Origin of the sequence: Brevundimonas sp. MF30-B, from assembly GCF_004683885.1 — a bacterium.
Lineage (GTDB): Bacteria > Pseudomonadota > Alphaproteobacteria > Caulobacterales > Caulobacteraceae > Brevundimonas.
The window spans coordinates 1,657,085-1,679,053 of the sequence record NZ_CP038440.1 but is presented as its reverse complement, the minus strand read 5'-3'; the positions used below and the strand labels follow the sequence as shown (position 1 = coordinate 1,679,053).

At 68.4% G+C, this 21,969-nt stretch carries 27 protein-coding genes; 18 read left to right on the top strand and 9 right to left on the bottom strand.

All coding sequences use genetic code 11. The features are described 5' to 3' along the window. The first annotated feature begins 37 nt into the window (after window positions 1-37). Both rpmE and E4M01_RS08500 read left to right on the top strand, forming a co-directional pair. Window positions 38-262, top strand: a complete 225-nt coding sequence (gene rpmE / locus E4M01_RS08505) for a 50S ribosomal protein L31 (protein WP_135063440.1) — start codon at window positions 38-40, stop codon at window positions 260-262. A gap of 156 nt (window positions 263-418) precedes the next feature. Next, window positions 419-1,984 (top strand): murein L,D-transpeptidase, encoded by a 1,566-nt coding sequence (locus E4M01_RS08500; RefSeq protein WP_135063442.1) that lies wholly within the window; start codon window positions 419-421, stop codon window positions 1,982-1,984. 3 nt (window positions 1,985-1,987) lie between these two features. Here the strand turns inward: E4M01_RS08500 and E4M01_RS08495 are convergent, their stop codons facing one another. Together E4M01_RS08495 and E4M01_RS08490 are read right to left on the bottom strand one after the other, a co-directional pair. Further along, entirely contained in the window at window positions 1,988-2,503 is a 516-nt protein-coding gene (locus E4M01_RS08495; protein WP_135063632.1) for a DUF1465 family protein, read from the bottom strand. A 108-nt stretch (window positions 2,504-2,611) separates the two neighbouring features. Next, window positions 2,612-2,818 carry a DUF1192 domain-containing protein gene (locus E4M01_RS08490; protein ID WP_135063444.1) on the bottom strand — a complete coding sequence of 69 codons (207 nt, stop codon included), beginning with the start codon at window positions 2,816-2,818 and terminating at the stop codon, window positions 2,612-2,614. Window positions 2,819-2,892: 74 nt separating this feature from the next. Between E4M01_RS08490 and E4M01_RS08485 the strand changes: the two genes are divergently transcribed. Then, window positions 2,893-3,870, top strand: coding sequence for an NAD(P)H-quinone oxidoreductase (locus tag E4M01_RS08485; protein ID WP_135063446.1), 978 nt, complete (start codon window positions 2,893-2,895; stop codon window positions 3,868-3,870). 13 nt (window positions 3,871-3,883) lie between these two features. Here the strand turns inward: E4M01_RS08485 and E4M01_RS08480 are convergent, their stop codons facing one another. Next, a complete protein-coding gene (locus tag E4M01_RS08480; RefSeq protein ID WP_245158240.1) occupies window positions 3,884-4,486 on the bottom strand; it encodes a beta/gamma crystallin-related protein in 603 nt (200 codons plus the stop codon). A 212-nt stretch (window positions 4,487-4,698) separates the two neighbouring features. Between E4M01_RS08480 and E4M01_RS08475 the strand changes: the two genes are divergently transcribed. Beyond that, window positions 4,699-5,364, top strand: coding sequence for a DUF1013 domain-containing protein (locus E4M01_RS08475; RefSeq protein ID WP_135063448.1), 666 nt, complete (start codon window positions 4,699-4,701; stop codon window positions 5,362-5,364). Between the two features lie 77 nt (window positions 5,365-5,441). Here the strand turns inward: E4M01_RS08475 and E4M01_RS08470 are convergent, their stop codons facing one another. After that, complete coding sequence (locus E4M01_RS08470; protein WP_135063450.1) at window positions 5,442-5,615, bottom strand: YdcH family protein; 174 nt, start codon at window positions 5,613-5,615, stop codon at window positions 5,442-5,444. A gap of 115 nt (window positions 5,616-5,730) precedes the next feature. On the opposite strand from E4M01_RS08470, the gene E4M01_RS08465 reads away from it, so the two are divergent. From E4M01_RS08465 to E4M01_RS08455, 3 genes are read left to right on the top strand one after another with little or no spacing between them, the layout of a single operon-like run. After that, complete coding sequence (locus E4M01_RS08465; RefSeq protein WP_371682893.1) at window positions 5,731-6,333, top strand: UbiX family flavin prenyltransferase; 603 nt, start codon at window positions 5,731-5,733, stop codon at window positions 6,331-6,333. Beyond that, on the top strand, window positions 6,330-6,794 hold the full coding sequence (locus tag E4M01_RS08460) for a TIGR02444 family protein (RefSeq protein ID WP_135063452.1): 465 nt from the start codon (window positions 6,330-6,332) through the stop codon (window positions 6,792-6,794). Before E4M01_RS08465 ends, E4M01_RS08460 begins: the two co-directional genes overlap by 4 nt. Before the next feature lie 39 nt (window positions 6,795-6,833). Beyond that, window positions 6,834-7,055, top strand: coding sequence for a YdcH family protein (locus E4M01_RS08455; protein WP_135063454.1), 222 nt, complete (start codon window positions 6,834-6,836; stop codon window positions 7,053-7,055). A gap of 93 nt (window positions 7,056-7,148) precedes the next feature. On the opposite strand, the gene E4M01_RS08450 is transcribed toward E4M01_RS08455, so the two are convergent. After that, on the bottom strand, window positions 7,149-7,712 hold the full coding sequence (locus E4M01_RS08450; RefSeq protein ID WP_135063456.1) for a GGDEF domain-containing protein: 564 nt from the start codon (window positions 7,710-7,712) through the stop codon (window positions 7,149-7,151). Window positions 7,713-7,835: 123 nt separating this feature from the next. Between E4M01_RS08450 and purE the strand changes: the two genes are divergently transcribed. Together purE and E4M01_RS08440 are read left to right on the top strand one after the other, a co-directional pair. Next, the gene (purE, locus tag E4M01_RS08445) at window positions 7,836-8,327 is read left to right on the top strand and encodes a 5-(carboxyamino)imidazole ribonucleotide mutase (protein ID WP_135063458.1); all 492 of its coding nucleotides are present in this window, start codon (window positions 7,836-7,838) and stop codon (window positions 8,325-8,327) included. After that, window positions 8,327-9,427, top strand: coding sequence for a 5-(carboxyamino)imidazole ribonucleotide synthase (locus tag E4M01_RS08440; protein WP_135063460.1), 1,101 nt, complete (start codon window positions 8,327-8,329; stop codon window positions 9,425-9,427). Before purE ends, E4M01_RS08440 begins: the two co-directional genes overlap by 1 nt. 13 nt (window positions 9,428-9,440) lie before the next feature. Here E4M01_RS08440 and gatB read toward each other — a convergent pair whose 3' ends face one another. Genes gatB through gatC form a run of 3 tightly spaced genes read right to left on the bottom strand, consistent with a single transcriptional unit; the run spans window position 9,441 to window position 12,705 of the window. Further along, complete coding sequence (gatB, locus tag E4M01_RS08435; RefSeq protein ID WP_135063462.1) at window positions 9,441-10,934, bottom strand: Asp-tRNA(Asn)/Glu-tRNA(Gln) amidotransferase subunit GatB; 1,494 nt, start codon at window positions 10,932-10,934, stop codon at window positions 9,441-9,443. Between the two features lie 2 nt (window positions 10,935-10,936). Then, the gene (gene gatA, locus E4M01_RS08430) at window positions 10,937-12,415 is read right to left on the bottom strand and encodes an Asp-tRNA(Asn)/Glu-tRNA(Gln) amidotransferase subunit GatA (protein ID WP_135063464.1); all 1,479 of its coding nucleotides are present in this window, start codon (window positions 12,413-12,415) and stop codon (window positions 10,937-10,939) included. A 2-nt stretch (window positions 12,416-12,417) separates the two neighbouring features. After that, entirely contained in the window at window positions 12,418-12,705 is a 288-nt protein-coding gene (gene gatC, locus E4M01_RS08425) for an Asp-tRNA(Asn)/Glu-tRNA(Gln) amidotransferase subunit GatC (protein WP_135063466.1), read from the bottom strand. Between the two features lie 120 nt (window positions 12,706-12,825). On the opposite strand from gatC, the gene ruvX reads away from it, so the two are divergent. From ruvX to E4M01_RS08380, 9 genes are all read left to right on the top strand, one after another. Then, window positions 12,826-13,290, top strand: a complete 465-nt coding sequence (gene ruvX, locus E4M01_RS08420) for a Holliday junction resolvase RuvX (RefSeq protein WP_135063468.1) — start codon at window positions 12,826-12,828, stop codon at window positions 13,288-13,290. A 49-nt stretch (window positions 13,291-13,339) separates the two neighbouring features. Further along, on the top strand, window positions 13,340-14,317 hold the full coding sequence (locus E4M01_RS08415) for an aspartate carbamoyltransferase catalytic subunit (RefSeq protein WP_135063470.1): 978 nt from the start codon (window positions 13,340-13,342) through the stop codon (window positions 14,315-14,317). Next, entirely contained in the window at window positions 14,314-15,600 is a 1,287-nt protein-coding gene (gene pyrC / locus E4M01_RS08410; protein ID WP_135063472.1) for a dihydroorotase, read from the top strand. Before E4M01_RS08415 ends, pyrC begins: the two co-directional genes overlap by 4 nt. Before the next feature lie 55 nt (window positions 15,601-15,655). Beyond that, window positions 15,656-16,294 carry a glycerol-3-phosphate 1-O-acyltransferase PlsY gene (gene plsY, locus E4M01_RS08405; RefSeq protein WP_135063474.1) on the top strand — a complete coding sequence of 213 codons (639 nt, stop codon included), beginning with the start codon at window positions 15,656-15,658 and terminating at the stop codon, window positions 16,292-16,294. Continuing rightward, window positions 16,291-17,373, top strand: a complete 1,083-nt coding sequence (gene dprA / locus E4M01_RS08400; RefSeq protein WP_135063476.1) for a DNA-processing protein DprA — start codon at window positions 16,291-16,293, stop codon at window positions 17,371-17,373. Before plsY ends, dprA begins: the two co-directional genes overlap by 4 nt. A gap of 414 nt (window positions 17,374-17,787) precedes the next feature. Continuing rightward, window positions 17,788-20,397: a type I DNA topoisomerase gene (topA, locus tag E4M01_RS08395; protein WP_135063478.1), complete on the top strand. Its 2,610-nt coding sequence runs from the start codon at window positions 17,788-17,790 to the stop codon at window positions 20,395-20,397. A 78-nt stretch (window positions 20,398-20,475) separates the two neighbouring features. Then, window positions 20,476-20,721, top strand: coding sequence for a DUF4170 domain-containing protein (locus tag E4M01_RS08390; RefSeq protein ID WP_135063480.1), 246 nt, complete (start codon window positions 20,476-20,478; stop codon window positions 20,719-20,721). A 57-nt stretch (window positions 20,722-20,778) separates the two neighbouring features. Beyond that, the gene (locus tag E4M01_RS08385; protein WP_135063482.1) at window positions 20,779-21,006 is read left to right on the top strand and encodes a hypothetical protein; all 228 of its coding nucleotides are present in this window, start codon (window positions 20,779-20,781) and stop codon (window positions 21,004-21,006) included. Continuing rightward, window positions 21,003-21,224 carry a hypothetical protein gene (locus tag E4M01_RS08380; protein WP_135063484.1) on the top strand — a complete coding sequence of 74 codons (222 nt, stop codon included), beginning with the start codon at window positions 21,003-21,005 and terminating at the stop codon, window positions 21,222-21,224. Before E4M01_RS08385 ends, E4M01_RS08380 begins: the two co-directional genes overlap by 4 nt. A 3-nt stretch (window positions 21,225-21,227) precedes the next feature. Here E4M01_RS08380 and E4M01_RS08375 read toward each other — a convergent pair whose 3' ends face one another. Then, window positions 21,228-21,893: a beta-lactamase hydrolase domain-containing protein gene (locus tag E4M01_RS08375; RefSeq protein ID WP_135063486.1), complete on the bottom strand. Its 666-nt coding sequence runs from the start codon at window positions 21,891-21,893 to the stop codon at window positions 21,228-21,230. Between the last annotated feature and the right edge of the window lie 76 nt (window positions 21,894-21,969).

The following is a 21,969-nucleotide window of genomic DNA, read 5'->3' as shown; positions in this document are numbered from 1 at the left end:
GTCGGGATCGTCGACGCGCAGAGATCGGACGACGACCATGAAGCCGGACACGCACCCCGACTACCATTTCATCACCGTCACGATGACGGACGGGTCGACCTACAAGACCCGCTCGACGTGGGGTAAGGAAGGCGACACCCTGAACCTGGACATCGACCCGTCGACGCACCCGGCCTGGACCGGCGGCAACCAGCACCTGATGGACCGCGGCGGCCGCGTCTCGCGCTTCAACAACAAGTTCGGCGGCTTCATCAAGAAGTGAGCCATTCCTGCCGCAGTCTCTGCGGCAATCGGAACACAGAGGGCGTCGGTCGCAGCACCGACGCCTTTTTGTTTGGTCGGAACGCCGGTAAGTTGAGGCGCGTTGGCCTTGCGATGCGAGCGTGGGCCGCCGCCGGATTGAACAAGAGCGACTGCAATGAATCGACGGGAACTGGGTCTGGGCGCGGCCATGGCGGGGCTGATGGCCGCCAGCCGGGCGACGGCTCAGCAGGTGCGCGTCGCGCCCCAGGGCGGTCAAGCTCAGGCCTTCTACGACAACTTCAACGCTCAGTTCAGCCGCCTGCCCGAAACGCTCCAGCCCGATGTGCGTGCGGTCTATGAAATCACCGGCTGGCGCCCGATCTGGACCGCAGAGCGCCTGCGTGCGTTGCAGACCGTGGCCGCCGGCGCTGAGCGTCATGGCCTGGCGGCGAACGACTTCTTCGACTTCGTGGGTCTGGCGGCCGATGCGAACTCCTCCGAAATCCGCGCCACGGCTGCGGCCCTGACCTATGCCCGCGTGTTGGCCGAGGGCCGAGTCCGACCGGAAACCGTCGAAGAACTGTGGGAGATGCAGAAGAACCGCGTCGACCTGCCAAAGGGCCTGACTGAAGCGGCGTCCGCCAACCGACTGTCCGACTGGTTCGAGGGCCTGGCGCCGACAGACATAGGCTATTCCAACCTCTCCTCCGGCTATGTGCGCTACAGCCGCATGGTGCGCGATGGCGGCTGGCCTGCCTTTGCGGCCGGGCCGATCATCGAACCGGGATCCAGCGATCGCCGCATCCCCGCCCTGATCCGACGCCTAGTGGCGGAGGGCGACCTGTCTCAAGCCGACGGTGCGCGCCTGACGGCTCAAGGCGTGACCTACGGCGCTGAGCTTCAGACCGCCGTGAGAAGCTTCCAGACTCGCCACGGTCTGGGCGCTGACGGCCGCATCGGCGCTGCGACCCAGCGGTCGCTGTCGGCCTCTGCTGCGGATCGCGCGCGCCAGATCGCTCTCAACCTGGAGCGTCGCCGCTGGTTGAAGCGCGACGTCAATCCCGAGCGGATCGAGGTCAACACCGCCGCCGCCATCATGGTCTATTGGAAGGACGGCCGTCCCGTTCACTCCAACCGCGTCGTAGTCGGAACGCCGGAGAACCAGACGCCAAGCCTGGAGAAGCCTTTCGCGTCGGTCGTGGCCAATCCACCCTGGTACGTGCCTGCGGGCATCGCACGTCGCGAAATCCTGCCCAAGGGCCCAGGCTATCTCGCCGCCAACGACATGTACGTTCAGAACGGCACCGTCATTCAGCGCGCTGGACCGAAGTCCGCCTTGGGCTATGTCAAGTTCGAGCTGCAGGACAGCTACGCCATTTTCCTGCACGACACGCCGTCCAAGGGCGCCTTCAACAACGCCTATCGCCACCGCAGCCACGGCTGCGTGCGGGTGCAGGGCGCGGTCGAGTTCGCCCGTCTTCTGCTGGAGCCGGATCCGACCAAGCTGGGGCAATTCGACGACGCCCAAACCAGCCGCCGCACGACCCGGGTGACCACCGGCCGCGATATCGGCGTTCGCCTGCTGTACTGGACCGCCTTCGTGGACGGCCAGGGGCGTGTGGCGTTCCGTGAAGACGTCTATCGACGCGACGAGACGCTGGCCAAGGCGCTGGGCATCGCCGTCAGCCTGCCGCGCCCGATCGACGACGGCCAACGCGACGTCAACGATGTCGGGCCGTAAAGTCTAGCCGCCGAAGGCCGCCTGAAGCCGGTCGAACTGGCTGAGGACTGGATTGGCCGGCTCTTCGGCCGCGCCGTCCAGGTACATCTGGCGATCCAGATGCAGCACGCGGTCGTGCAACTTCTCGGCGCGCACCAGATACTCGATCAGGGCAATCGGCAGCTCGGGGTGGGTCGGGCTTTCCTCGATCGCGCGGGCGGTCAGGCGATAGCGGGACTCGCAAGCCGCGTCGGCCGTCATGTCGCCTTCGCGCACGGCCCGCTGCACCAACAGCCAGGAAGCGACCTGCATCAGACGCGTCGTCAGCTTCATGCTCTCGCCCGCATAGGCCAGGGCCGCCGTGCGCGACAGCAGGCGCGACTCGCGCCGCCCGTCCCCGTCGAGATAAGCGGCGGTCTCTTCGACCAGCTCCATGCCTTCTTGGAAGGTGCGGTCGAACAGTTCGGACCGGGCGAAGTCGTGCAGCACCGTCGAGCGCGAGCGCCCAGCGGATGCGGCGGCGGATCCCGGATCCCTCATACTCATGGCCATGGACTACTCATCAGGCGCGGATCGATACGGGCCACAGTCGGCGCCGGCGGGTCGATCGTCTGCAACCGTCATGCCACGACGCCGGATTCGAAGCCATCATGAGCCGAAGTTGAACAGGGCGTCAGCGGCCGATTTTTTGGAGGCCTTGGTTTCGATCGAGGCGCGAGAGCGCGCGATTTCAGCCTCCAGGGCCTCGATTCGCTCCTGCAGCTCCTCCACGGCGTAGAGATCGAGATCCTCCCGGCCCAGAGCCTTCAGGGCGGCGCCTCGCTGCGGGCGCGGATCCAGGTCGTCGAACGTCATGGTCGCCTCCGTGGTCAGACGCCGGTCGAACCCCTATCTCAGCGCCCTAACCGAACTTTTGGCAAGGGCGAGCGATGCGGGTGGTGGAGATCAAAGGCGGCAGCGGACCCGCCGAGGCCCTGCAACTCTCCGAGCGGCCCAAGCCCCGGGCCGGTCCGGGCGAGGTGCTGATCCGCGTGCGTGCGGCGGGCGTGAACCGGCCCGACCTGCTCCAGCGTCAGGGTGGGTATCCGCCGCCTGCGGGAGCTTCGGACATTCTAGGCTTGGAGGTCGCGGGCGAAATCGAAACGACCGGCGAAGGCGTGACCCGCTGGCGGCCCGGTGCCCGGGTCTGCGCCCTGCTGGGCGGCGGCGGATATGCGGAATATGCCGTGGTCGACGCCCGCCACGTGCTGCCGATCCCGGCCGGGCTCGACTTTGTGCAGGCCGCCGCGTTGCCGGAAACCCTCTTCACCGTCTGGGCCAACGTGTTTGAGGCGGGCCAGTTCAAGGCCGGCGAGACCCTGCTGCTGCACGGCGCGACCTCGGGCATCGGCGTCGCGGCCATCCAGATGGCAAAGGCGGCGGGTGCACGCGTCATCGCCACATCGCGCGGCGCCGACAAGGCTCGCGCCGCCGCGGAACTTGGGGCCGACGTCAGCCTGGACGCAACGACCGATGACCTGGCGGCGCGCATCGCGGCCGAAGGCGGCGTCGACGTCGTCCTGGACATGGTGGGGGCCGACTACGCCGAACTGAACTTGAAGGCGCTCAAGCCCGGCGGGCGGTGGGTCGTCATCGCCACCCTGACCGGGGCTCAGGCCCGGATCGATCTGACGCGCGTCATGCTGAAGCGGATCGTCCTGACGGGCTCAACCTTGCGGTCACGCCCCGCCGACGAAAAGGCCCGTCTGGCACGGGCGGTCGAGACAACCGTCTGGCCCTGGGTCGAACAGAGAAAGGTCGCCCCGAGGATCGAGGCGACCTATCCGCTGGCGCGTGCGGGCGAGGCCCATGCGCGGCTGGAGGCGGGCGGCCATGTCGGCAAGATCGTGCTGACCCTGGCCGACTGACCGCCCTTTCAGATCACCAGCGGCCGCCGCCCCGAGCGGGACGAAGCGACGAAATGCGGTCGTTGAAGGCGCGATCCAGGCTGCGTACGTCGCCCGACACAACTCGGCAATTGCCGCGGAAACCGGAGTCGGTGCAAACCTCCCAGGCGCCGCCGCGCAGCCGCATCGAACTGATGCGGTCGTTGAGTCCGCTGCGTTGCAGATCGGGAATGACCTCGCTGAACGTCATGGAGCGGCCGCGGAAATTCGAGTCCTCGTACACGGTGATGCTGTTGCGCCCGCCGCCCCAGCCAGGCCCGCCCTGTCCAGGTCCGCCCCAGCCGTCGCCAGGGCCAGGCCGGCCGCCGCCTTCATAGTCGCCACGCCAGCGACCGCAGACCAGCAGGCCGTTCACATTGACGATGTCGGCGTCGGCGCACCGGTTCAGCTCGATCGAGGTTCCGCGGATCTGGCCGCGCTCGTCGCGACAGTCGGCATAGAGCCGACCCTGATTGACGTAAGAGCCTGAGCAGCTCTGAGCATAGCTGCCACGGGGGGCGACGCGCGTCTGGTACTGCGGCGGAGGCGCCGCCGGCGTCATCATCATGGCCATTGCGGCCGCTGCACTGAGGAACATGGTCGATCTCCCTCTCCTGTCCCAGACGCCCAACGCGTCGTGTGAGAACAGAGTTCAACACCCAGGATGAACCGTGGCTGTATGGCGATGTCGGACGCCGTTTTCTTTTGCCGGATTTCAGCCTATGATCGCCTATCGCGCCCGGCCGAAAGGTCGGGCGCCGTCGTATCCGGCGCCCCGTTGGGGCGCCAAAACATGAACGGGATCACCCCATGACCGACATCCTCATGCCCAAGGCCACCGCGGTGTGGATGGTGGACAATACGTCGCTGACGTTCGAACAGATCGCCGATTTCTGCGGTCTGCATCCGCTGGAAGTGCGCGGCATCGCCGATGGCGACGTGGCGCGCGACATCCGCGGCGCCGATCCTCTGGTGAACGGCCAGCTGACCCGCGAAGAGCTGGACAAGGCCCAGGCGGATTCGACCTATCGCATGAAGGCGGTCGTCAGCCGCCATGCCGAGCTGCTGAAGTCCGCCAAGCCCGCGCCGCGCTACACCCCCGTGTCGCGTCGCCAGGACCGCCCCGACGCCATCGCCTGGTTCGTACGCAATCACCCCGAGGTGACCGACGCCCAGATCGCCAAACTCCTGGGCACCACCAAGTCCACCATCGAAAGCGTGCGAAGCCGCACCCACTGGAATTCGGCCAACATCAAGCCGGTCGATCCGGTGACGCTCGGCCTGGTCGGCCAGCTGCAGCTGGACGAAGTGGTCAGGAAGGCCGCCGACAAGAAGGCCAAGGATGACGCCAAGAACGGCGGCGCCGCCCTGCAACCCGTCGAGGCCGAACCGTCCGAACCCGAGTTCGTGCCTGAAGCCCGCGAGCGCCGCGGCGCCGAACCGACGGCTGAATCGGTCTTCGGTCCCCGCGACTGATGTTGGCGTCACGCCCATAAGAACGGCCCCGGAGAGCGATCTCCGGGGCCGTTTCCGTTTTCAGAGGGGAGACCGGGTCAGTTCAACCTGGCCTCCAGACTGGTGATTTCCTCCTTGAGCCGCAGCTTTCGCTGCTTGAGCTCCCTGACCTGCAGCGAGTCCACGGCCGGCCGCACCATTTCCTGTCGGAGGGTTTCCTCCAGCTGGCGGTGACGATTTCCCAGTTCGCGGATACGAGCATCGATGGTCATGGCTTGCGCCTCCATGGCTAAGGGACCACACAGTGAGCGCCCGGATTGACAGGCTGTGGAATCACAAGTTGGTGACGCCGCGCCCGCTCCGGACATCAGCAGCCTGACGGTGAAAATGGCCGAGAACGTGAACGGAGCCGTACAAAACCCGCCTCGTCGGATTGTCGTCGGCATTTCAGGCGCTTCGGGCGTGATCTACGGCGTCCGCACGCTGGATGCGCTGCGCGAACTCGGCGTCGAAAGCCATCTCGTCGTCTCCAAGGCGGCCCTGCTGACATTGTCGCAGGAGACGGATCTGAGCGCCGACGACCTCACCGGCCGGGCCGATGTGGTGCACCGCCTCGCCGACGTGGGCGCAACCATCGCGTCGGGCTCGTTCAAGACCCTGGGGATGATCGTCGCGCCCTGTTCGGTGCGCACCATGGGCGAGATCGCCACGGGGGTGACCACCACCCTGCTGACCCGCGCCGCCGACGTGGCCCTGAAAGAGCGTCGCCGGCTGGTGCTGATGGTGCGCGAGACGCCGCTGCATCTGGGCCACCTGCGCACCCTTACGGCGCTTGCCGAAATGGGGGCCGTCATCGCCCCGCCCCTGCCCGCCCTATACGCCCGGCCGGACTCGATCGAGGCCATGGTTGATCAGTCGGTGGGCCGCGCCCTGGACCTGTTCGGCCTGGACTGGGCGCCCGTCACCCGCTGGTCGGGATTGAAGGCGTGAGCCTGTGGGACTGGGCGCTCAAGGCCTATGCGGCTGACGGCGTATCAGAGACCTGCCTGGCCTTGCAGGATGTCTACGGCCAGAACGCCTGCCTGCTGCTCTACGCCGGCTGGTGCGCCTCGACAGGCCGGTCGCTGGATGAGGATGACGTCGAGGCGGCGGCCGACACCGCCCGCGTTTGGTCCGAAACGGCGATCACGCCGCTGCGGCTGATCCGCCGCGAACTCAAGGTCCGCCGACCCGACATGGACGACGACGCGCGCGAGGCCGTGCGCGGCCAGGTCAAGGCGGTCGAGTTGGCCGCCGAGCGCCGTCTGCTGGAGGCTCTAGAGGCGCTTTCTCCTGAGTCGGCCGGCCCTCCGGCATCGCCGCTGAAGGGTCTAGTGGCCGTGTCGCGGGCCTGGGGCGGGGCCGTGCCCCGCCCGACGCTGACGCGGCTGGCCGAGGCGCTTCCGGCCTGACCCGGCGTCGGCTATACAGCGACGGTCCGGGGCCGAGCGATGAACGACGACGAACCGATCCATGAAGCCGAAGAGGCTCTGCGCGCCCGGCTGAAGGTGCTGCAACAGGAGCACGCCGACCTGGACGCCTCCATCGAGGCGCTGGGCCACATGCCGGTGCCGGACCAGCTGATGATCGCCCGGATGAAGCGCAAGAAGCTGACCCTGCGCGACGAGATCGTGAAGATCGAGGGCCGCATCCTGCCCGACATCATCGCCTGAAAAACTCCGTCTCCCCGGCGCAGGCCGGGGCCCAGGAAATCATATGGAGTGCTTGAAGCCCTGGATCCCGGCCTTCGCCGGGAAGACGAGTAACTATCGTCCGCGCTTCCTGACCCACATGGCCGCATCGGCCTCGGCCAGCCAAACTTCGGGATCACCCTGCCCGGCGAAGGCCCGCACCCCGAACGAGGCGCCCAGCTGCGTCGGCTCGCCCTGCCAGGCGAAGGGCGCTTCCTGAAACGTCTCGCGCAGGCGCCCCGCCTTGTCCTTCGCCTCCTCGGCCCCGGCGTTCATCAGCAGCACGGCGAACTCGTCGCCGCCCAGGCGCCCCACAGCGTCGGACTCGCGCACATTGGCCATCAGCAGCCGCGCCACCCACACCAGGGCGGCGTCCCCCGCCGCGTGGCCCAGGCGATCGTTGACGCCCTTGAACCCGTCCAGGTCCATATACAACAGGGCCGCCGGCGTCTCGTGCCGCTGGCAATAGGCCATCTGCCGCTGCAGCACCGAGAGGAAGCCGCGGCGGTTCAGCACCGGCGTCAGCACGTCGTGGTCGGCCGCGGCCTCGGCCGCCTCGGCGCGCAGGCGCAGGGCCTCGACCTCGGCGCGCAGGCGCTCGAGCTCGCTCCTCAGGTCGGCGTCGGCCGTATCGGTCAAGGCGCTGGCGGCTCCGAAGAACGCGACTCAACCCCGTGCCGCGCGGTGCGATGCTAACGCGGTTGGTTGCGGGCGCAACGCGCCTGCTGTAACCGGCCCCTTTCCCGCTGGAGGGCTGATCTCATGGCGACCTCGACCCCGCCCGTGGCCATCATCATGGGCAGCCGCTCGGACTGGCCGACGATGAAGCTGGCCGCCGATGCGCTCGACGAGATCGGCGTGGCCTGGGAGGCCCGCGTGGTCAGCGCCCACCGCACGCCCCAGCGGCTTTACGACTTCGCCACTGGCGCCAAGGCTGCGGGCTTCAAGGTCGTCATCGCCGGCGCCGGCGGGGCCGCCCACCTGCCGGGCATGGCCGCGTCCATGACCGAACTGCCCGTGCTGGGCGTGCCGGTAAAGTCAAAGGCGCTGAAGGGCCTCGATTCGCTCCTCTCCATCGTCCAGATGCCCGGCGGCGTGCCCGTGGCCACCCTGGCCATCGGCGAGGCGGGCGCGACCAACGCCGGCATACTGGCCGCGCAGATCCTGGCCCTGTCCGACGAGGGCGTGGCCCAGCGCCTGGCCGCCTATCGCCAGGCCCGCACCGACGCCGTGGCCGAAACGGTCGAGGACTGATGCGCCAGACGCCCGCTCCCCTGCCCCCCGGATCGACGCTCGGGATCGTCGGCGGCGGCCAGCTGGGCCGGATGATCAGCCAGGCCGCCTCCCGCTTGGGCTTCGACGTGATGATCCTCGACCCCGAACCCGACAGCCCGGCCGGCCGCGTCTCGGCGCGCCAGATCACCGCCGCCTATGACGATCCCGATGCGCTGGACGAGCTGGGCCGCCTCTGCCCCGTCGTGACCTTCGAGTTCGAGAACGTGCCCGCCGCCTCGCTGGAGCGGCTGGCGGCCGCCGGCGCCCGCGTCGCGCCCGGCCCGCGCGCCCTGGCCGTCGCTCAGGATCGGATGGAAGAAAAGACCTTTCTGAACGGCGTCGGCGCGCCCACGGTCGACTTCGTCGCCGTCGACGGCCTGTCCGACCTTCAGGAGGGATTAGAACGCCTGGGTCTGCCCGCCGTGCTCAAGACGCGGCGCGAGGGCTATGACGGCAAAGGCCAAGCCTGGATCCGCTCGGCCGACGACATCGCGCCGGCTTTCGAGGCCATGGCCGGCCGCCCAGCCGTGCTGGAGGCCGCCGCGCCTTTCGTGCGCGAACTGTCGGTGATCGCCGCACGAAGCGACGACGGCCGCACCGCCGTCTATCCGCTCGGCGAGAACGTCCATTCGGGGGGCGTCCTGGCCGTCACCACGGCCCCCGCCCTGGCCTCTGACGCCGTCCAGCGCCGCGCCCGCGCCATCGCCGAGGCGGTGCTGGAGGGGCTCGACTACGTCGGCGTCGTCGGCATCGAACTGTTCGACCTGTCGGCCGACGACGGCGAGGCGGTGCTGCTGGTCAACGAGATCGCCCCTCGTGTTCACAACACCGGCCACTGGACTCAGGACGGCTGCGTCTGCGACCAGTTCGAACAGCACGTCCGCGCCGTCATGGGTTGGCCCCTGGGCCCGACCGAGGCGCACGCCCGCGTCGAGATGACCAACCTGCTGGGCGATGCGGTCGAGCAATGGCGCGACCTGGCCGCCAAAGACGACGTCCGCCTGCATCTCTACGGCAAGGCCGAGGCCCGCCCCGGCCGCAAGATGGCCCATGTAAACCGCGTGCTGGGCCCGATCTGAACCCTGCCGGGGCTTACAGCCCCAGCTTGGCCTTCAGGATGTCGTTGACGGCGGCCGGATTGGCCTTGCCGCCCGTGGCCTTCATGACCTGGCCCACGAACCAGCCGATGGCCTGAGGCTTCTCGGCGACGGCGGCGGCCTTGTCCGGGTTGGCGGCGATGATCTCGTCCACGGCCTTTTCGATCGCGCCGGTGTCGGTCACCTGCTTCAGGCCGTGCTTGTCGACCACCTCGGCGGGCGAGCCTTCGCCGTTCCAGACGTGATCGAACACCTCCTTGGCGATCTTGGAGGAGATGACGTTCGTCTCGATCAGCTCGACCAGCTGCGCCACATGGGCGGCCGGGACCGGGCTATCGGCGAAGTCCCGGCCGTCGGCCGACAGGCGTGCGGACAGTTCGTTCGTCACCCAGTTGGCGACCAGCTTGGCGTCGCGCCCTTTCGCGGCGGCTTCGAAATAGTCGGCCTTGGCCTGTTCGGAGATCAGCACCACGGCGTCGTACTGCGACAGGCCGTAGTCGCTCATCAGGCGCCTGCGCTTCTCGTCCGGCAGTTCGGGCAGATTGGCGCGGATCTCGTCGATCCAGGCCTGCTCCAGCTCAAGCGGCAGCAGGTCGGGATCCGGGAAATAGCGATAGTCGTGCGCCTCTTCCTTGGACCGCATCGACCGGGTCTCGCCCGCGGTCGGATCGTACAGGCGGGTCTCCTGATCGATCTTGCCGCCGTCCTCCAGGATCTCGATCTGGCGACGGGCTTCGTAATTGATCGCCTGAGAAATGAACCGGAAGCTGTTGACGTTCTTGATCTCGCAGCGCGTGCCCAGGTGGCCGAAGTCGCCGGTCGCCTTGAACTTCTCATAGCCGCCCTCGCGGCAGACCGAGACGTTCACATCGGCGCGCAGATTGCCCTTCTCCATGTCACCGTCGCAGGCGCCCAGATAGATCAGGATGGTCCGGATCTTCTTGACGTAGGCGACCGCTTCTTCGGGGCTGCGCAGGTCGGGCTTGGAGACGATCTCCATCAGCGCCGTGCCAGCCCGGTTCAGGTCGACGTAGCTCTCGGTCGGCGACAGGTCGTGGATCAGCTTGCCCGCGTCCTGTTCTAGGTGCAGCCGCTCGATGCCGACGTTGAAGAAGCTGCCGTCCTCGGCCTCCACCTCGACCACGCCCTCGCCCACGATCGGGTGGTACAGCTGGCTGATCTGATAGCCAGTCGGCAGATCGGGATAGAAATAGTTCTTCCGGTCGAACTGGCTGAAGGTGTTGATCCTGGCCTTCAGCCCCAGGCCGGTCTTCACCGCCTGTTCGACGCAGTGCTTGTTCAGCGTCGGCAGCATGCCAGGAAAGCCAGCGTCGACCAGCGACACCTGCTCGTTCGGCCCCGCGCCGAAGCCGACGGCCGCGCCCGAGAACAGCTTAGCCTTCGACGCCACCTGGGCGTGGATTTCCAGCCCCATGACGATTTCCCAGGCGCCCGTGCGGCCCTGGATCAGTTTGGTGTTCTCGCTCATGCTCACCACCACTTGTCCGGACGCGGGGTGAAGCCCGCGGCCTGTTCCAGCGCGTCGGCGACCTGGAAAACGGTCGCCTCGTCCAGCGCCTTGCCGATGACCTGCAGCCCCAGCGGCAGGCCGCCGGAGTCCATGCCCGCCGGCACCGAAATGCCGGGCAGGCCGGCCAGGTTGGCCGTCACCGTGAAGACGTCGTTCAGATACATGGTCACCGGGTCGATCTGCTTGTCGCCCAGCGCGAAGGCGGCCGACGGCGTCGAGGGCGTCAGGATGGCGTCCACCTGGCCCCAGACATTGTCGAAGTCCTGGGCGATGCGGCGACGCACCTTCAGCGCCTTGACGTAATAGGCGTCGTAGAAGCCGGCCGACAGCACATAGGCGCCGATCGTCAGGCGACGCTGGACCTCCTTGCCGAAGCCCTCTGCGCGGCTCGATTCATAAAGGTCGGTCAGCGACTTGGCGCCTTCAGCGCGGTGGCCGAAGCGCATGCCGTCATAGCGGGCCAGGTTCGACGAGGCCTCGGCCGGGGCCACGATGTAATAGGTCGGCAGGGCGTATTTGGTGTGCGGCAGGCTGATGTCGACGATCTCGGCGCCGGCGTCTCGCAGCCACTGCACGCCCTGGTCCCACAGCGCCTGGATCTCGGTCGGCATGCCGTCGACGACGTATTCGCGCGGCACGCCGATACGCAGGCCCTTCACGCCCTTGCCAAGCGCCTGCGTCCAGTCCGGCGTCTCGATGTCGAGGCTGGTCGAATCCTTCGGATCGAACGAGCACATGGAACGCAGCAGCACCGCCGCATCCTCGACCGTCTTGGTGATCGGACCGGCCTGATCCAGCGATGAGGCGAAGGCCACCATGCCGAACCGGCTGGCGCGGCCATAGGTCGGCTTGATGCCCACCGTGCCGGTGAAGGCCGCCGGCTGGCGGATCGAGCCGCCGGTGTCCGACGCCGTGGCGGCCAGGCACAGATCGCCCGCAACCGCCGAGGCCGACCCGCCCGAGCTCCCGCCCGGTGTCAGATCAGCGTTCGAGCTTTTTGATTTCCAGGGATTCTTGACTGGACCAAACGCCGAGGTCTCGTTGGACGAGCCCATGGCGAACTCGTCCATGTTCAGCTTGCCCAGCATGACCGCCCCGTCGCGCCACAGATTGGCGGTAACGGTCGATTCATACGGCGGGACGAAGCCGCGCAGCATGTTCGACCCGGCAGAGGTCTGGACGCCGTCGGTGCAGAACAGGTCCTTGATCCCCAGCGGCGCACCCTCCAGCGCACCCGCCTCGCCCGACGCGATCCGGGCGTCAGACGCGCGCGCCATGTCCAGCGCCTTGTCCGCCGTCACCTCGACGTAGGCGTTGAGCGCCGGATTGGCGGCCTCGATGTTGGACAGGAAGGCGCGGGTGATCTCTTGGGACGAGAAATCCTTGGCCTTGAGGCCGTCCACGGCCCCTTTCAGGGTCAGTTTGGTCAGGTCGCTCATGACTATTCGACCACCTTGGGAACCACGAAGAAGCCGTCGGCGCTCTTGGGCGCGTTCGACAGGACGGCGTCGATCTTGCCGCCGTCGGTCACCACGTCGTCGCGCAGGCGCAGCGGCTGGCTGACGTTCGAGGTCATGGGCTCGACGCCTTCGATGTCGACCTCGTCCAGCTGCTCGATCCACTGCAGGATGCCGTTCAGCTCTCCGGCCAGGGTTTCCAGCCGGTCCTCGGGGGTCTTGATGCGGGCGAGGTGCGCGACCTTGCGCACCGTCGCGGCGTCGATGGCCATGCGGCTCTCCAGACGTGACGGGGTCAAGCTCGCGGGACTAGCCGCACAGGGGCCAAATCACAAGCGACGGAGCGGCCCAAACGCTTTGACACCGGGCCTTCGGGGGCCTAGCGCCAGCCCATGCCCGTGCTCGACCTCGCCGACCTGCCCGCCGCCTGCCCGCCGAACACGCCGTGGCTGGGCCTGGACCTGGGCGAGAAGACCATCGGCGTGGCCGCGTCGGACGCCAGCCGCATGATCGCCAGCCCGCTGCAGCTTGTGCGCAAGGTCAAGTTCACCCAGGACGCCGAGGCGGTGCTTAAGCTGATGGCCGGGCGCAACGCTTCGGCCCTGATCATCGGGCTTCCGCTGAACATGGACGGCACCGAAGGACCGCGCGCCCAGTCCTGCCGGGCCTTTGCGCGCAACCTGGACCGCATTCGCCCCACCCCGGTCGCCTTTCAGGACGAGCGGCTGTCCACCAGCGCGGTTGAGCGCTTTCTGATCGACGAGCTGGACCTGACGCGCAAGCGCCGCGCCGACGTCGTGGACCGCACCGCCGCCGCCTGGATCCTGCAAGGGGCGCTGGACCGACTGCGCGGATAGACCGCCTTCCCTTCCCATCGACGCCCGGGTCGCCTATAGCCGCGCTTCGATGACCCAGGCCGACGTCACCGAGATTGATCCGAACCGGCCTGCGCCGTTTCCCCGCGCCCATTTCCTGTCCGCAGCGGACCTGAACCCGGCGACGGCGACAGATCTGCTGGATCTCGCCGACACCTACGCCACGCTGAACCGCGCAGGCGCGGTGCCGCTGGACCTGATGCGCGGGCGCACGGTGGTCAATCTGTTCTTCGAGAACTCGACCCGCACCTCGGCCTCTTTCGAGATCGCGGCGAAACGCCTGGGCGCCGAGGTCGTGACCATGCCGGTCGCCGCATCTTCGGTGAAGAAGGGCGAGACGCTGATCGACACGGCGGTGACACTGAACGCCATGCGGCCCGACGTTCTGGTGGTGCGCCACGCCGCCTCGGGCGCCGCCGCCCTGCTGAGCCAGAAGGTCGGCTGCGCGGTGGTCAACGCCGGCGACGGGCGCCACGAGCATCCGACCCAGGCCCTTCTGGACCTGCTGACCCTGCGCCGCGCCTTTGGCGACGTGACCAGCCTGACGGTGGCGATCTGCGGCGACGTGGCCCACAGCCGCGTGGCCCGCTCCAACGTCGCCCTGCTGCAGATGATGGGCGCGCGGGTCCGGCTGGTGGGGCCGCCGACCCTGATCCCCGGCGACGCCGACCGCTGGGGCTGCGAGGTGTTCCACGACATGCGCGAGGGCCTGGCCGGCTGCGATGTGGTGATGATGCTGCGCCTTCAGCTGGAGCGGATGGAGGGCGCGCTGATCCCTTCGACGCGCGAGTATTTCCGCTTTTGGGGTCTGGACCGCGAGAAGCTGGCCTGGGCCGCGCCGGGCGCGAAAGTCATGCATCCGGGCCCGATGAACCGGGGCGTCGAAATCGATTCGGACGTGGCGGACGATCTGTCAGTCTCTCTGATCCAGGAGCAGGTCGAGATGGGCGTGGCCGCGCGCATGGCCGTGCTGGCGTCGCTGTCGGCGCGCACGGAGGCCGACCAATGAAGCCGCTGGCGATCATCAACGCCCGCCTGCTGGACCCGGCCTCGGACTACGACGGCCCCGGCGCCGTCCTGATCGCCGACGGCCGTATCGTGGAGGTCGTCCACGGCCAGGCCACGCATCGGCCCGAGGAGGCCGAGATCATCGACGCCCAGGGCCTGTGCCTGGCGCCGGGCCTGATCGACATCCGCGTCACGACCGGCGAGCCGGGCGCCGAGCCTAAGGAGACGCTGAAGTCCGCCGCCCTGTCGGCCGCGGCCGGCGGCGTCACGACCATCGTCGTTCAGCCGGACGCCGAGCCGGCGGTGGACGATCCGGCTATGGTGGACTTCATCCAGCGGCGCGGCGCGGCGCTGAACCTGGTCAATGTCCGAGTCGCAGGCGCCGCCACGCAAGGCCGCGACGGCAAGCGCATGGCCGAGATCGGCCTGATGGACGAGGTCGGGGCGCTCTATTTCACCGACGGCGACCGGGTCATCGCCAACACCCGCACCTTGATGCGCGTGATGAGCTACGCCGCCGCCTTCAACGCCCTGATCGCCTGTCGCCCGGCCGAGCCGTGGCTGAGCGAAGGCGCCGTCGCCACCTCGGGCGAACTGGCCAGCCGCCTGGGCCTGGCGGGTCAGCCGGCCATCGCCGAACGCATCCAGCTGGAGCGCGACCTGGCCTTGGTCGAACAGACCGGCGCGCGCTTCCTGGTGGATCAGATCTCGACCGAAGGCGCGCTGGAAGTGCTGGCGCGGGCCCGCGCGCGGGGTCTCGAGGTCGCGGCCTCCGCCTCGATCAACCACCTGTGCTTCAACGAGGTGGACATCGGCGACTATCGCACCTTCTATCGGCTCGATCCGCCGCTGCGGGCCGAGAGCGATCGCCGCGCGCTCGTCGAGGCGCTGCGCGACGGGCTGATCGACGTGATCACCTCGGCCCACACGCCCGCGCCCGCCGAAGACAAGCGCCGTCCGTTCGCCGAGGCCGCCGCCGGCGCCGTGGGGCTGGAGACCCTGCTTCCCGCCGCCCTGACGCTGCATCATCAGGAGGGCGTGGACCTGCTGGACGTGCTGCGGCCGCTGACCCATGGGCCGGCGGCCCTTCTGGGTCTGGAGGCCGGCGTGCTGGAGGCCGACGCGCCGGCCGACCTGGTGCTTTTCGATCCGAACGCGCCGGTGGTGATCGACGCAGACGCCCTGCGCTCCAAGTCCAAGAACTCGCCGTTCGACGGTCGGCGCCTGCAAGGGCGGGTCGAACGCGCTTTCGTCGGCGGTCGCCCCGTCTTCGTGCGCGACTGAACTATGCCGGGCCGACGCCTGTGCTAGACTCCATCGAACGATTCAGGGGGACGACGTGCAGGATCTGGCGGGCGCCGCGCTCGTAACCTTCGGACTGGTGGCGGTCGCCGGCTATCTGCTGGGCTCGATCCCGTTCGGCGTGATTCTTACGCGGGCCGCCGGCACGGGCGATGTGCGCAACATCGGCTCGGGCAATATCGGCGCGACCAATGTGCTGAGGACCGGCCGCAAGGACCTGGCGCTGGCGACCCTGATCCTGGACGCAGGCAAGGGGGCGGTCGCTCTGCTGCTGGCGCGCCATCTGCTGGGTTCCGAAGCGGCCGGAGCCGTCGCCGGCGGCGCCGCCTTCCTGGGCCACCTGTTTCCGATCTGGCTGGGCTTCAAGGGCGGCAAGGGGGTCGCCACCTTCTTCGGCCTGATCCTGGCCGCCGCCTGGCCGCTGGGCCTGCTGGCGGCGGCGACGTGGCTGCTGGTCGCCTTTCTGCTGCGCTTCTCGTCGCTGGCGGCTCTGGTCGCGGCTGCGGCGACGCCGCTCTACGCCCTGCTTCCCCTGCCCGCTCTAGGCCTGCCCGCCGCGCCGCCGATCCTGCTGCTGGCGATCTTCACCGCCGTGCTGATCTACATCCGCCACCACGAGAACATCGGGCGGCTGCTCAAGGGGCAGGAACCCCGCATCGGCGCGAAGAAGGCGTGAGCCTGACGGCCGCCGAGCGTTTCGCCCGGCTGAGGCTGGCGCGCACCGACCGGGTTGGCCCCGTCGCCTTCTCCCAGCTGATCGGCCGTTTCGGCACGGCGGAGCGTGCGATCGAGGCCCTGCCCGACATGTCGCGCCGCGCCGGGCGCGAACTGACCCCGCCGCCGGTCTCCCGCGTCGAGGCCGAGCTGACGGCCGGCGACAGACTAGGCGCGCGCCTGATCGTTCTGGGCGAGCCGGACTATCCGCCGCGCCTGGCGGCCGTTGATCCGCCGCCCCCGCTGATCTGGACGCTGGGCGACGCCGTCCTGCTGTCGGGCGACTGCGTGGCCGTGGTCGGCGCCCGCATTGCCTCGGCCGGCGGCCAGCGCATCGCGCGCGGCCTGTCGCAGCAGCTGGGCGAGGCCGGCCATGTCGTCGTCTCGGGCCTGGCGCGGGGTGTGGACGCGGCCGCGCACGAGGGTTCGCTGCCGACGGGAACGGTCGCTGTCCTGGGCGGCGGGATCGACGACATCTATCCATCCGACAACGCCGACCTTTACCGCCGCATCGCCGAGCGCGGCTGCCTGGTGTCCGAAAGCCCCGTCGGCGCCCGCGCCCAGGCCCGCGACTTCCCCCGTCGCAACCGCATCATCTCGGGCCTGTCGCGCGCCGTGATCGTGGTCGAGGCCGAACTGCGCTCCGGCTCGCTGATCACCGCCCGCCTGGCCGCCGAACAGGGGCGCGAGGTCCTGGCCGTGCCCGGGTCGCCGCTCGATCCGCGCGCACGCGGCCCCAACGAACTGATCCGTCAGGGCGCGGGGCTCTGCGAAGGCGTCGAGGATGTCGAACGCGCCCTGTCCACCCTTCGCACGTTGCGTGAACCATCCGGCGACGGCGACTTTTTCGGCCCGGAAGGCGATGTGGACGACGCTCTGATCGAGCGGATCGCCGCCCTCCTGTCGCCGACGCCGACGCCCCGCGACGAGCTGGCGCGGGCGGCCGGCGTCAGCGCCGCCGCCGCCGCCGCGGCCCTGCTGGAGCTCAGCCTCGCGGGCCGGGCCGAGCTGCTGTCGGGCGGACTGGTCGCTTCCGCCTGAGGTCACCCGCGCCCAGTCTTAGGGCCCCGCTCCAGAACGATCGGACCTGGCCGCGCAGCAGGCTGTTCCGCCATCCACGCGGCCGCCTCCAGAATGCGGGCTAGGCCCTCGTCTCCGTCCCAGCGGGCCATGCGCGCCAGCTCCGCCGACATGCTCCCTATGTAGTCCCTCACCGGATAGTCGTCCGGGAGGGGCTCGCGATCAGAGTTCGGCCTCGGACCAGGGCTAAGCGGCTCGACGGTCGGGGTTCGACTGGGCATGTCTCATCCAATGGCTGTAACGGCAACATAACCACAACTTTAAAGTGTGCCGCAAGCGCTACTTTCAGGATCAACGCGGCCTTTTCGCCCGCCTGATTGACACGACGCCCCGGGCCAACCACGTTCCGCGCCCTCTTCAGGAACGCGTCGCCATATGAATCTCGTCATCGTCGAGAGCCCCGCCAAGGCCAAGACCATCAACAAATACCTGGGTTCGGACTTCAAGGTCCTGGCCTCCTATGGTCATGTCCGCGACCTGCCGTCCAAGGACGGCTCGGTCCTGCCCGACGAAGACTTCGCCATGTCCTGGGAGGTCGACGCCAAGGCGTCCAAGCGTCTCAGCGAAATCGCAGAGGCGGCCAAGGGCTCGGACCGCGTCATCCTGGCCACCGACCCCGACCGCGAGGGCGAGGCCATCAGCTGGCACGTGCTGGAGATCCTGAACAAGAAGAAGGCGGTCAAGAACGCCGAGGTTCAGCGCGTCACCTTCAACGCCATCACCAAGGCGGCCGTGTTGGAGGCCATGGCCAATCCGCGCCAGATCGACATGGAGCTGGTCGAGGCCTATCTGGCCCGCCGCGCGCTGGATTATCTGGTGGGCTTCAACCTGTCGCCGGTTCTGTGGCGCAAGCTGCCGGGCGCCCGCTCGGCCGGCCGGGTGCAGTCGGTCGCCCTGCGCATCGTCGTCGATCGCGAGATGGAGATCGAGAAGTTCAAGGCTCAGGAGTACTGGTCCGTCGAAGCCGACCTCGCCGCCGACAGCCCGCCCTTTACGGCCCGGCTGGTCAAGCATGACGGCAAGCGCGTCCAACGGCTCGACATCGTCTCCGAAGCCATGGCCACGGCCGCGCGCGAGGCGATCGCCGCCGGCGACTTCACCATCCGCTCGGTCGAGAAGAAGCCGGTCAAGCGCAGCCCCGCCCCGCCCTTCACAACCTCGACCCTTCAACAGGAAGCCGCGCGCAAGCTGGGCTTCACCGCTCAGCGCACCATGCAGGCGGCCCAGAAGCTGTACGAGGGCGTGGACGACACCGGCGGCCTGATCACCTACATGCGGACCGACGGCGTCTATGTGACACCCGAAGGCATCGCCCAGGCCCGCGAGGTCATCAGCGACCGCTTCGGCCCCGCCTACGTCCCGTCCGAGCCGCGCTACTACAAGACCAAGGCCAAGAACGCCCAGGAGGCCCACGAGGCCATCCGCCCGACCAACATCACCCGCGCGCCCGAGACCCTGCGCCTGGATGGCGATCTGCAGCGCCTCTACGAGCTGATCTGGAAGCGCATGGTCGCCTCGCAGATGGAAAGCGCGCGACTGGATCGCACCTCGGTCGACATCGAGACGCCGGACGGCCGGACCGGCCTGCGCGCCACCGGCCAGGTCGTCGCCTTCGACGGCTTCATCGCCGTCTACGAAGAAGGCCGCGACGAGAAGCAAAAGGGCGCCGAAGGCGAGGACGACGACGACAACGCCCGCCTGCCCGCGCTCAAGGAAGGCGCCAAGGCCAAGGTCGAGGCGATCCGCACGGACCAGCACTTCACCGAACCGCCCCCGCGCTATTCGGAAGCCACCCTCGTCAAGAAGCTGGAAGAGCTGGGCATCGGCCGCCCGTCGACCTACGCCTCGATCCTGACCACCCTGCGCGACCGCGAATACGTCCGCATGGACAAGAACCGCTTCTATCCCGAGGACAAGGGCCGTCTGGTCACGGCCTTCCTGGAGCAGTTCTTCGCCCGCTGGGTCGAATATGACTTCACCGCTGCGCTCGAGACGCGTCTGGACGAGGTGTCGGCCGGCGATCTGGACTGGAAGGTCCTGCTGCGCGAGTTCTGGACGGACTTCCACGCGGCCACCCAGGCTGCGGGCGAGCTGCGCACCACGGCGATCCTGGATCATTTGAACGATGCGCTGGGCCCGCACATCTTCCCCGACAAGGGCGACGGGACGGACCCGCGCGAATGCCCGACCTGCAAGGAAGGCCGCCTCAGCCTGAAGACCAGCCGTTTCGGCGCCTTCATCGGCTGCTCGCGCTATCCGGACTGCAAATACACCCGCCCGGTGGCCTCCCCCTCGGCCGAGGACGGCTCAGCCGACGGCGGCGACCGCGAGCTGGGTCTCGACCCGGCGACCGGCCAGCCTGTGCGTCTGAAGATCGGCCGCTTCGGCCCCTATGTCGAAACCACGCCGCCCGAAGCCGCGAAGCCGCGCCGCTCCTCCCTGCCCAAGGGCTGGTCGCCGGCGACGATCGATCTGGAAAAGGCGCTGCGGCTGCTCAGCCTTCCGCGCGAGGTCGGAGCTCACCCCGAGGATGGCAAGATGATCACCGCCGGCCTGGGTCGGTACGGGCCGTTCATCCTGCACGCCGGCGCCTACGCCAATGTGTCGGACATCGATGAGGTGTTCGACATCGGCCTGAACCGCGCCGTCGCCCTGCTGGCCGAAAAACGGGCGGCGGGTCCGCGCGGGCGCGGCGCCTCGGCGGCGCCGCTCAAGGACCTCGGCGCTCACCCGGAAACGGGCGAGCCGGTGCACGTGATGGCCGGTCGGTTTGGCCCCTACGTCAAATCCGGCAAGATCAACGCCACCCTGCCCAAGGGCACGGCGCCCGAGGATCTGACGCTGGAAGCGGCGCTTCCACTTCTCGCCGCCAAGGCCGACGCGGCGCCCAAGAAGAAGGCTGCGGCGAAAAAGGCGCCCGCAAAGAAGGTTGGGACCCGCAAGCCGGCCGCGAAAAAGACCGCAGCCGCCAAGAAGGACGCGTGAACCCCGGCTCGGCGGTTGATCCTCACCGCGCCAGAGCCTAAGCCGCTGGCGCAATCCCGCCTGCTCCCGGAGACGCCCATGGTCGAAGCTCACGCCCCGCAACTTCTGCATCTCGTCATCGGCGGCGAGTTGCGCGATCTGACGGAGCCGACCTTCCGCGACCTGTCGCAGGTCGAGTTCGTCGGCGCCTTCGGCAGCTATGAAGAAGCCAGAAAAGCCTGGAAGGCGCGTGCTCAAGCCACGGTCGACAATGCGCACATGCGGTTCTTCATCCTGCACGCCCATCGACTGATCGATCCGCGCGGCGACGCGACGCAGGGCTGAGCGGAACCCGCCATTTCCTCACGCGCTGCGTAATATGGCCTCGCGAGGGAGACGACTGTGGAAACTCTTCTGATCATTCTGGCGCTCGGCGCGATCGCCGTCGGCGTGATCGTCTGGATCAGCCGACGCAAGCCCGAGCGTGACTACGGGCAGCGTCTGGAGCAGGACACCGCTTGGAACGATCCCGTCCATTCCGACGAGCAGCCGACGGTTGATCCCATTGAGCCGGAGATGGTGGATTCGGATCCGCCACGGCCGGACCGCCCCGGAGCGTCCCGACCGTGACCCTTTTTGGACAAACGCTGGACGGGCAGCAGCTGATGGGGCTTGTCAGCCTGTTGGTGCTTCTCGTGTTCTGGATCATGGTTCTCGGGCGCGAGCGCCGCTACGCGAAGTGGTTCAGTCAGTGGGAGGCCGACCGCAAGGCGCGTCGCGAGGCCGAGCAGGCCGCCGCTTCCGGACCTGCCGACCGCCACGACGGACCGCGCGGGCCCTGGGGCTGACGCCTATTCGCGCTTCAGCAGTCGTTCGGTCAGCAGAGTGCCCCACCACTGCGCCTTGAACTCGGCCCGGATCGCCTTGGGGTCATAGGCGTCGCTGTCGATCCAGTCGGTGAAGGACATGCCCGTGGGTTCGACCTCCCCGAGATACTTTTCCAACGTGTAGTCCAGCACCCCGGTCAGGCCCTCACGGTGGTGCAGGTATTTCTTGTCCAGCTGCCTGATAGCGATCGATATCGGTTCGCCCAGATGGAAGTGGCGATACAGCACCGCCATCATGCCCGCCCGGTCCGCGCCCGACTTGCAGTGGATCAGGGCCGGATACTCGATGGTGCGGAACAGGTCCCGCGCACGCCTGACCCGGTCCGGCTGGGGCGGGTCGCGTGAGTCCAGCGGCGCGTCGATCAGGGTCAGGCCCAGCCGGGCGCAGGCGTCCTTTTCCAGCGCATAATAGGCTTCGTCGCGCACGCCGCGCAGATTAATGACCGTCTTGACGCCTTGCGCCTTCCAATACGCCAGCTGACGGGGCGACGGCTGGTTGGTTCTGATCAGGTCCGGGCCCAGCCAGTGGGCGTTCATGAAGAAGCGCCGCAGGAAGGCGTGGTCCTTCCAGACATAGTCCCAGTGCGCCCGAAAGCGCCCGGCGCGGGTGGTCAGATCGTATCGCCCCATGACCTCTTCATAGAGGTGCGCACCGCCGTCGTCACCGGCGCGCTTGACTTGGGGGCCGCGTCGTCCGACCTCCGTC

Bases quoted from the DNA above. Each gene is read 5' to 3' on its own strand.
- rpmE (WP_135063440.1), top strand. From the start codon at position 38: ATGAAGCCGGACACGCACCCCGACTACCATTTCATCACCGTCACGATG.
- E4M01_RS08500 (WP_135063442.1), top strand. From the start codon at position 419: ATGAATCGACGGGAACTGGGTCTGGGCGCGGCCATGGCGGGGCTGATG.
- E4M01_RS08495 (WP_135063632.1), bottom strand. From the start codon at position 2,503: ATGAGGGATCCGGGATCCGCCGCCGCATCCGCTGGGCGCTCGCGCTCG.
- E4M01_RS08490 (WP_135063444.1), bottom strand. From the start codon at position 2,818: ATGACGTTCGACGACCTGGATCCGCGCCCGCAGCGAGGCGCCGCCCTG.
- E4M01_RS08485 (WP_135063446.1), top strand. From the start codon at position 2,893: ATGCGGGTGGTGGAGATCAAAGGCGGCAGCGGACCCGCCGAGGCCCTG.
- E4M01_RS08480 (WP_245158240.1), bottom strand. From the start codon at position 4,486: ATGTTCCTCAGTGCAGCGGCCGCAATGGCCATGATGATGACGCCGGCG.
- E4M01_RS08475 (WP_135063448.1), top strand. From the start codon at position 4,699: ATGACCGACATCCTCATGCCCAAGGCCACCGCGGTGTGGATGGTGGAC.
- E4M01_RS08470 (WP_135063450.1), bottom strand. From the start codon at position 5,615: ATGACCATCGATGCTCGTATCCGCGAACTGGGAAATCGTCACCGCCAG.
- E4M01_RS08465 (WP_371682893.1), top strand. From the start codon at position 5,731: ATGGCCGAGAACGTGAACGGAGCCGTACAAAACCCGCCTCGTCGGATT.
- E4M01_RS08455 (WP_135063454.1), top strand. From the start codon at position 6,834: ATGAACGACGACGAACCGATCCATGAAGCCGAAGAGGCTCTGCGCGCC.
- purE (WP_135063458.1), top strand. From the start codon at position 7,836: ATGGCGACCTCGACCCCGCCCGTGGCCATCATCATGGGCAGCCGCTCG.
- E4M01_RS08440 (WP_135063460.1), top strand. From the start codon at position 8,327: ATGCGCCAGACGCCCGCTCCCCTGCCCCCCGGATCGACGCTCGGGATC.
- gatB (WP_135063462.1), bottom strand. From the start codon at position 10,934: ATGAGCGAGAACACCAAACTGATCCAGGGCCGCACGGGCGCCTGGGAA.
- gatA (WP_135063464.1), bottom strand. From the start codon at position 12,415: ATGAGCGACCTGACCAAACTGACCCTGAAAGGGGCCGTGGACGGCCTC.
- gatC (WP_135063466.1), bottom strand. From the start codon at position 12,705: ATGGCCATCGACGCCGCGACGGTGCGCAAGGTCGCGCACCTCGCCCGC.
- ruvX (WP_135063468.1), top strand. From the start codon at position 12,826: ATGCCCGTGCTCGACCTCGCCGACCTGCCCGCCGCCTGCCCGCCGAAC.
- E4M01_RS08415 (WP_135063470.1), top strand. From the start codon at position 13,340: ATGACCCAGGCCGACGTCACCGAGATTGATCCGAACCGGCCTGCGCCG.
- pyrC (WP_135063472.1), top strand. From the start codon at position 14,314: ATGAAGCCGCTGGCGATCATCAACGCCCGCCTGCTGGACCCGGCCTCG.
- topA (WP_135063478.1), top strand. From the start codon at position 17,788: ATGAATCTCGTCATCGTCGAGAGCCCCGCCAAGGCCAAGACCATCAAC.
- E4M01_RS08390 (WP_135063480.1), top strand. From the start codon at position 20,476: ATGGTCGAAGCTCACGCCCCGCAACTTCTGCATCTCGTCATCGGCGGC.
- E4M01_RS08375 (WP_135063486.1), bottom strand. From the start codon at position 21,893: ATGGGGCGATACGATCTGACCACCCGCGCCGGGCGCTTTCGGGCGCAC.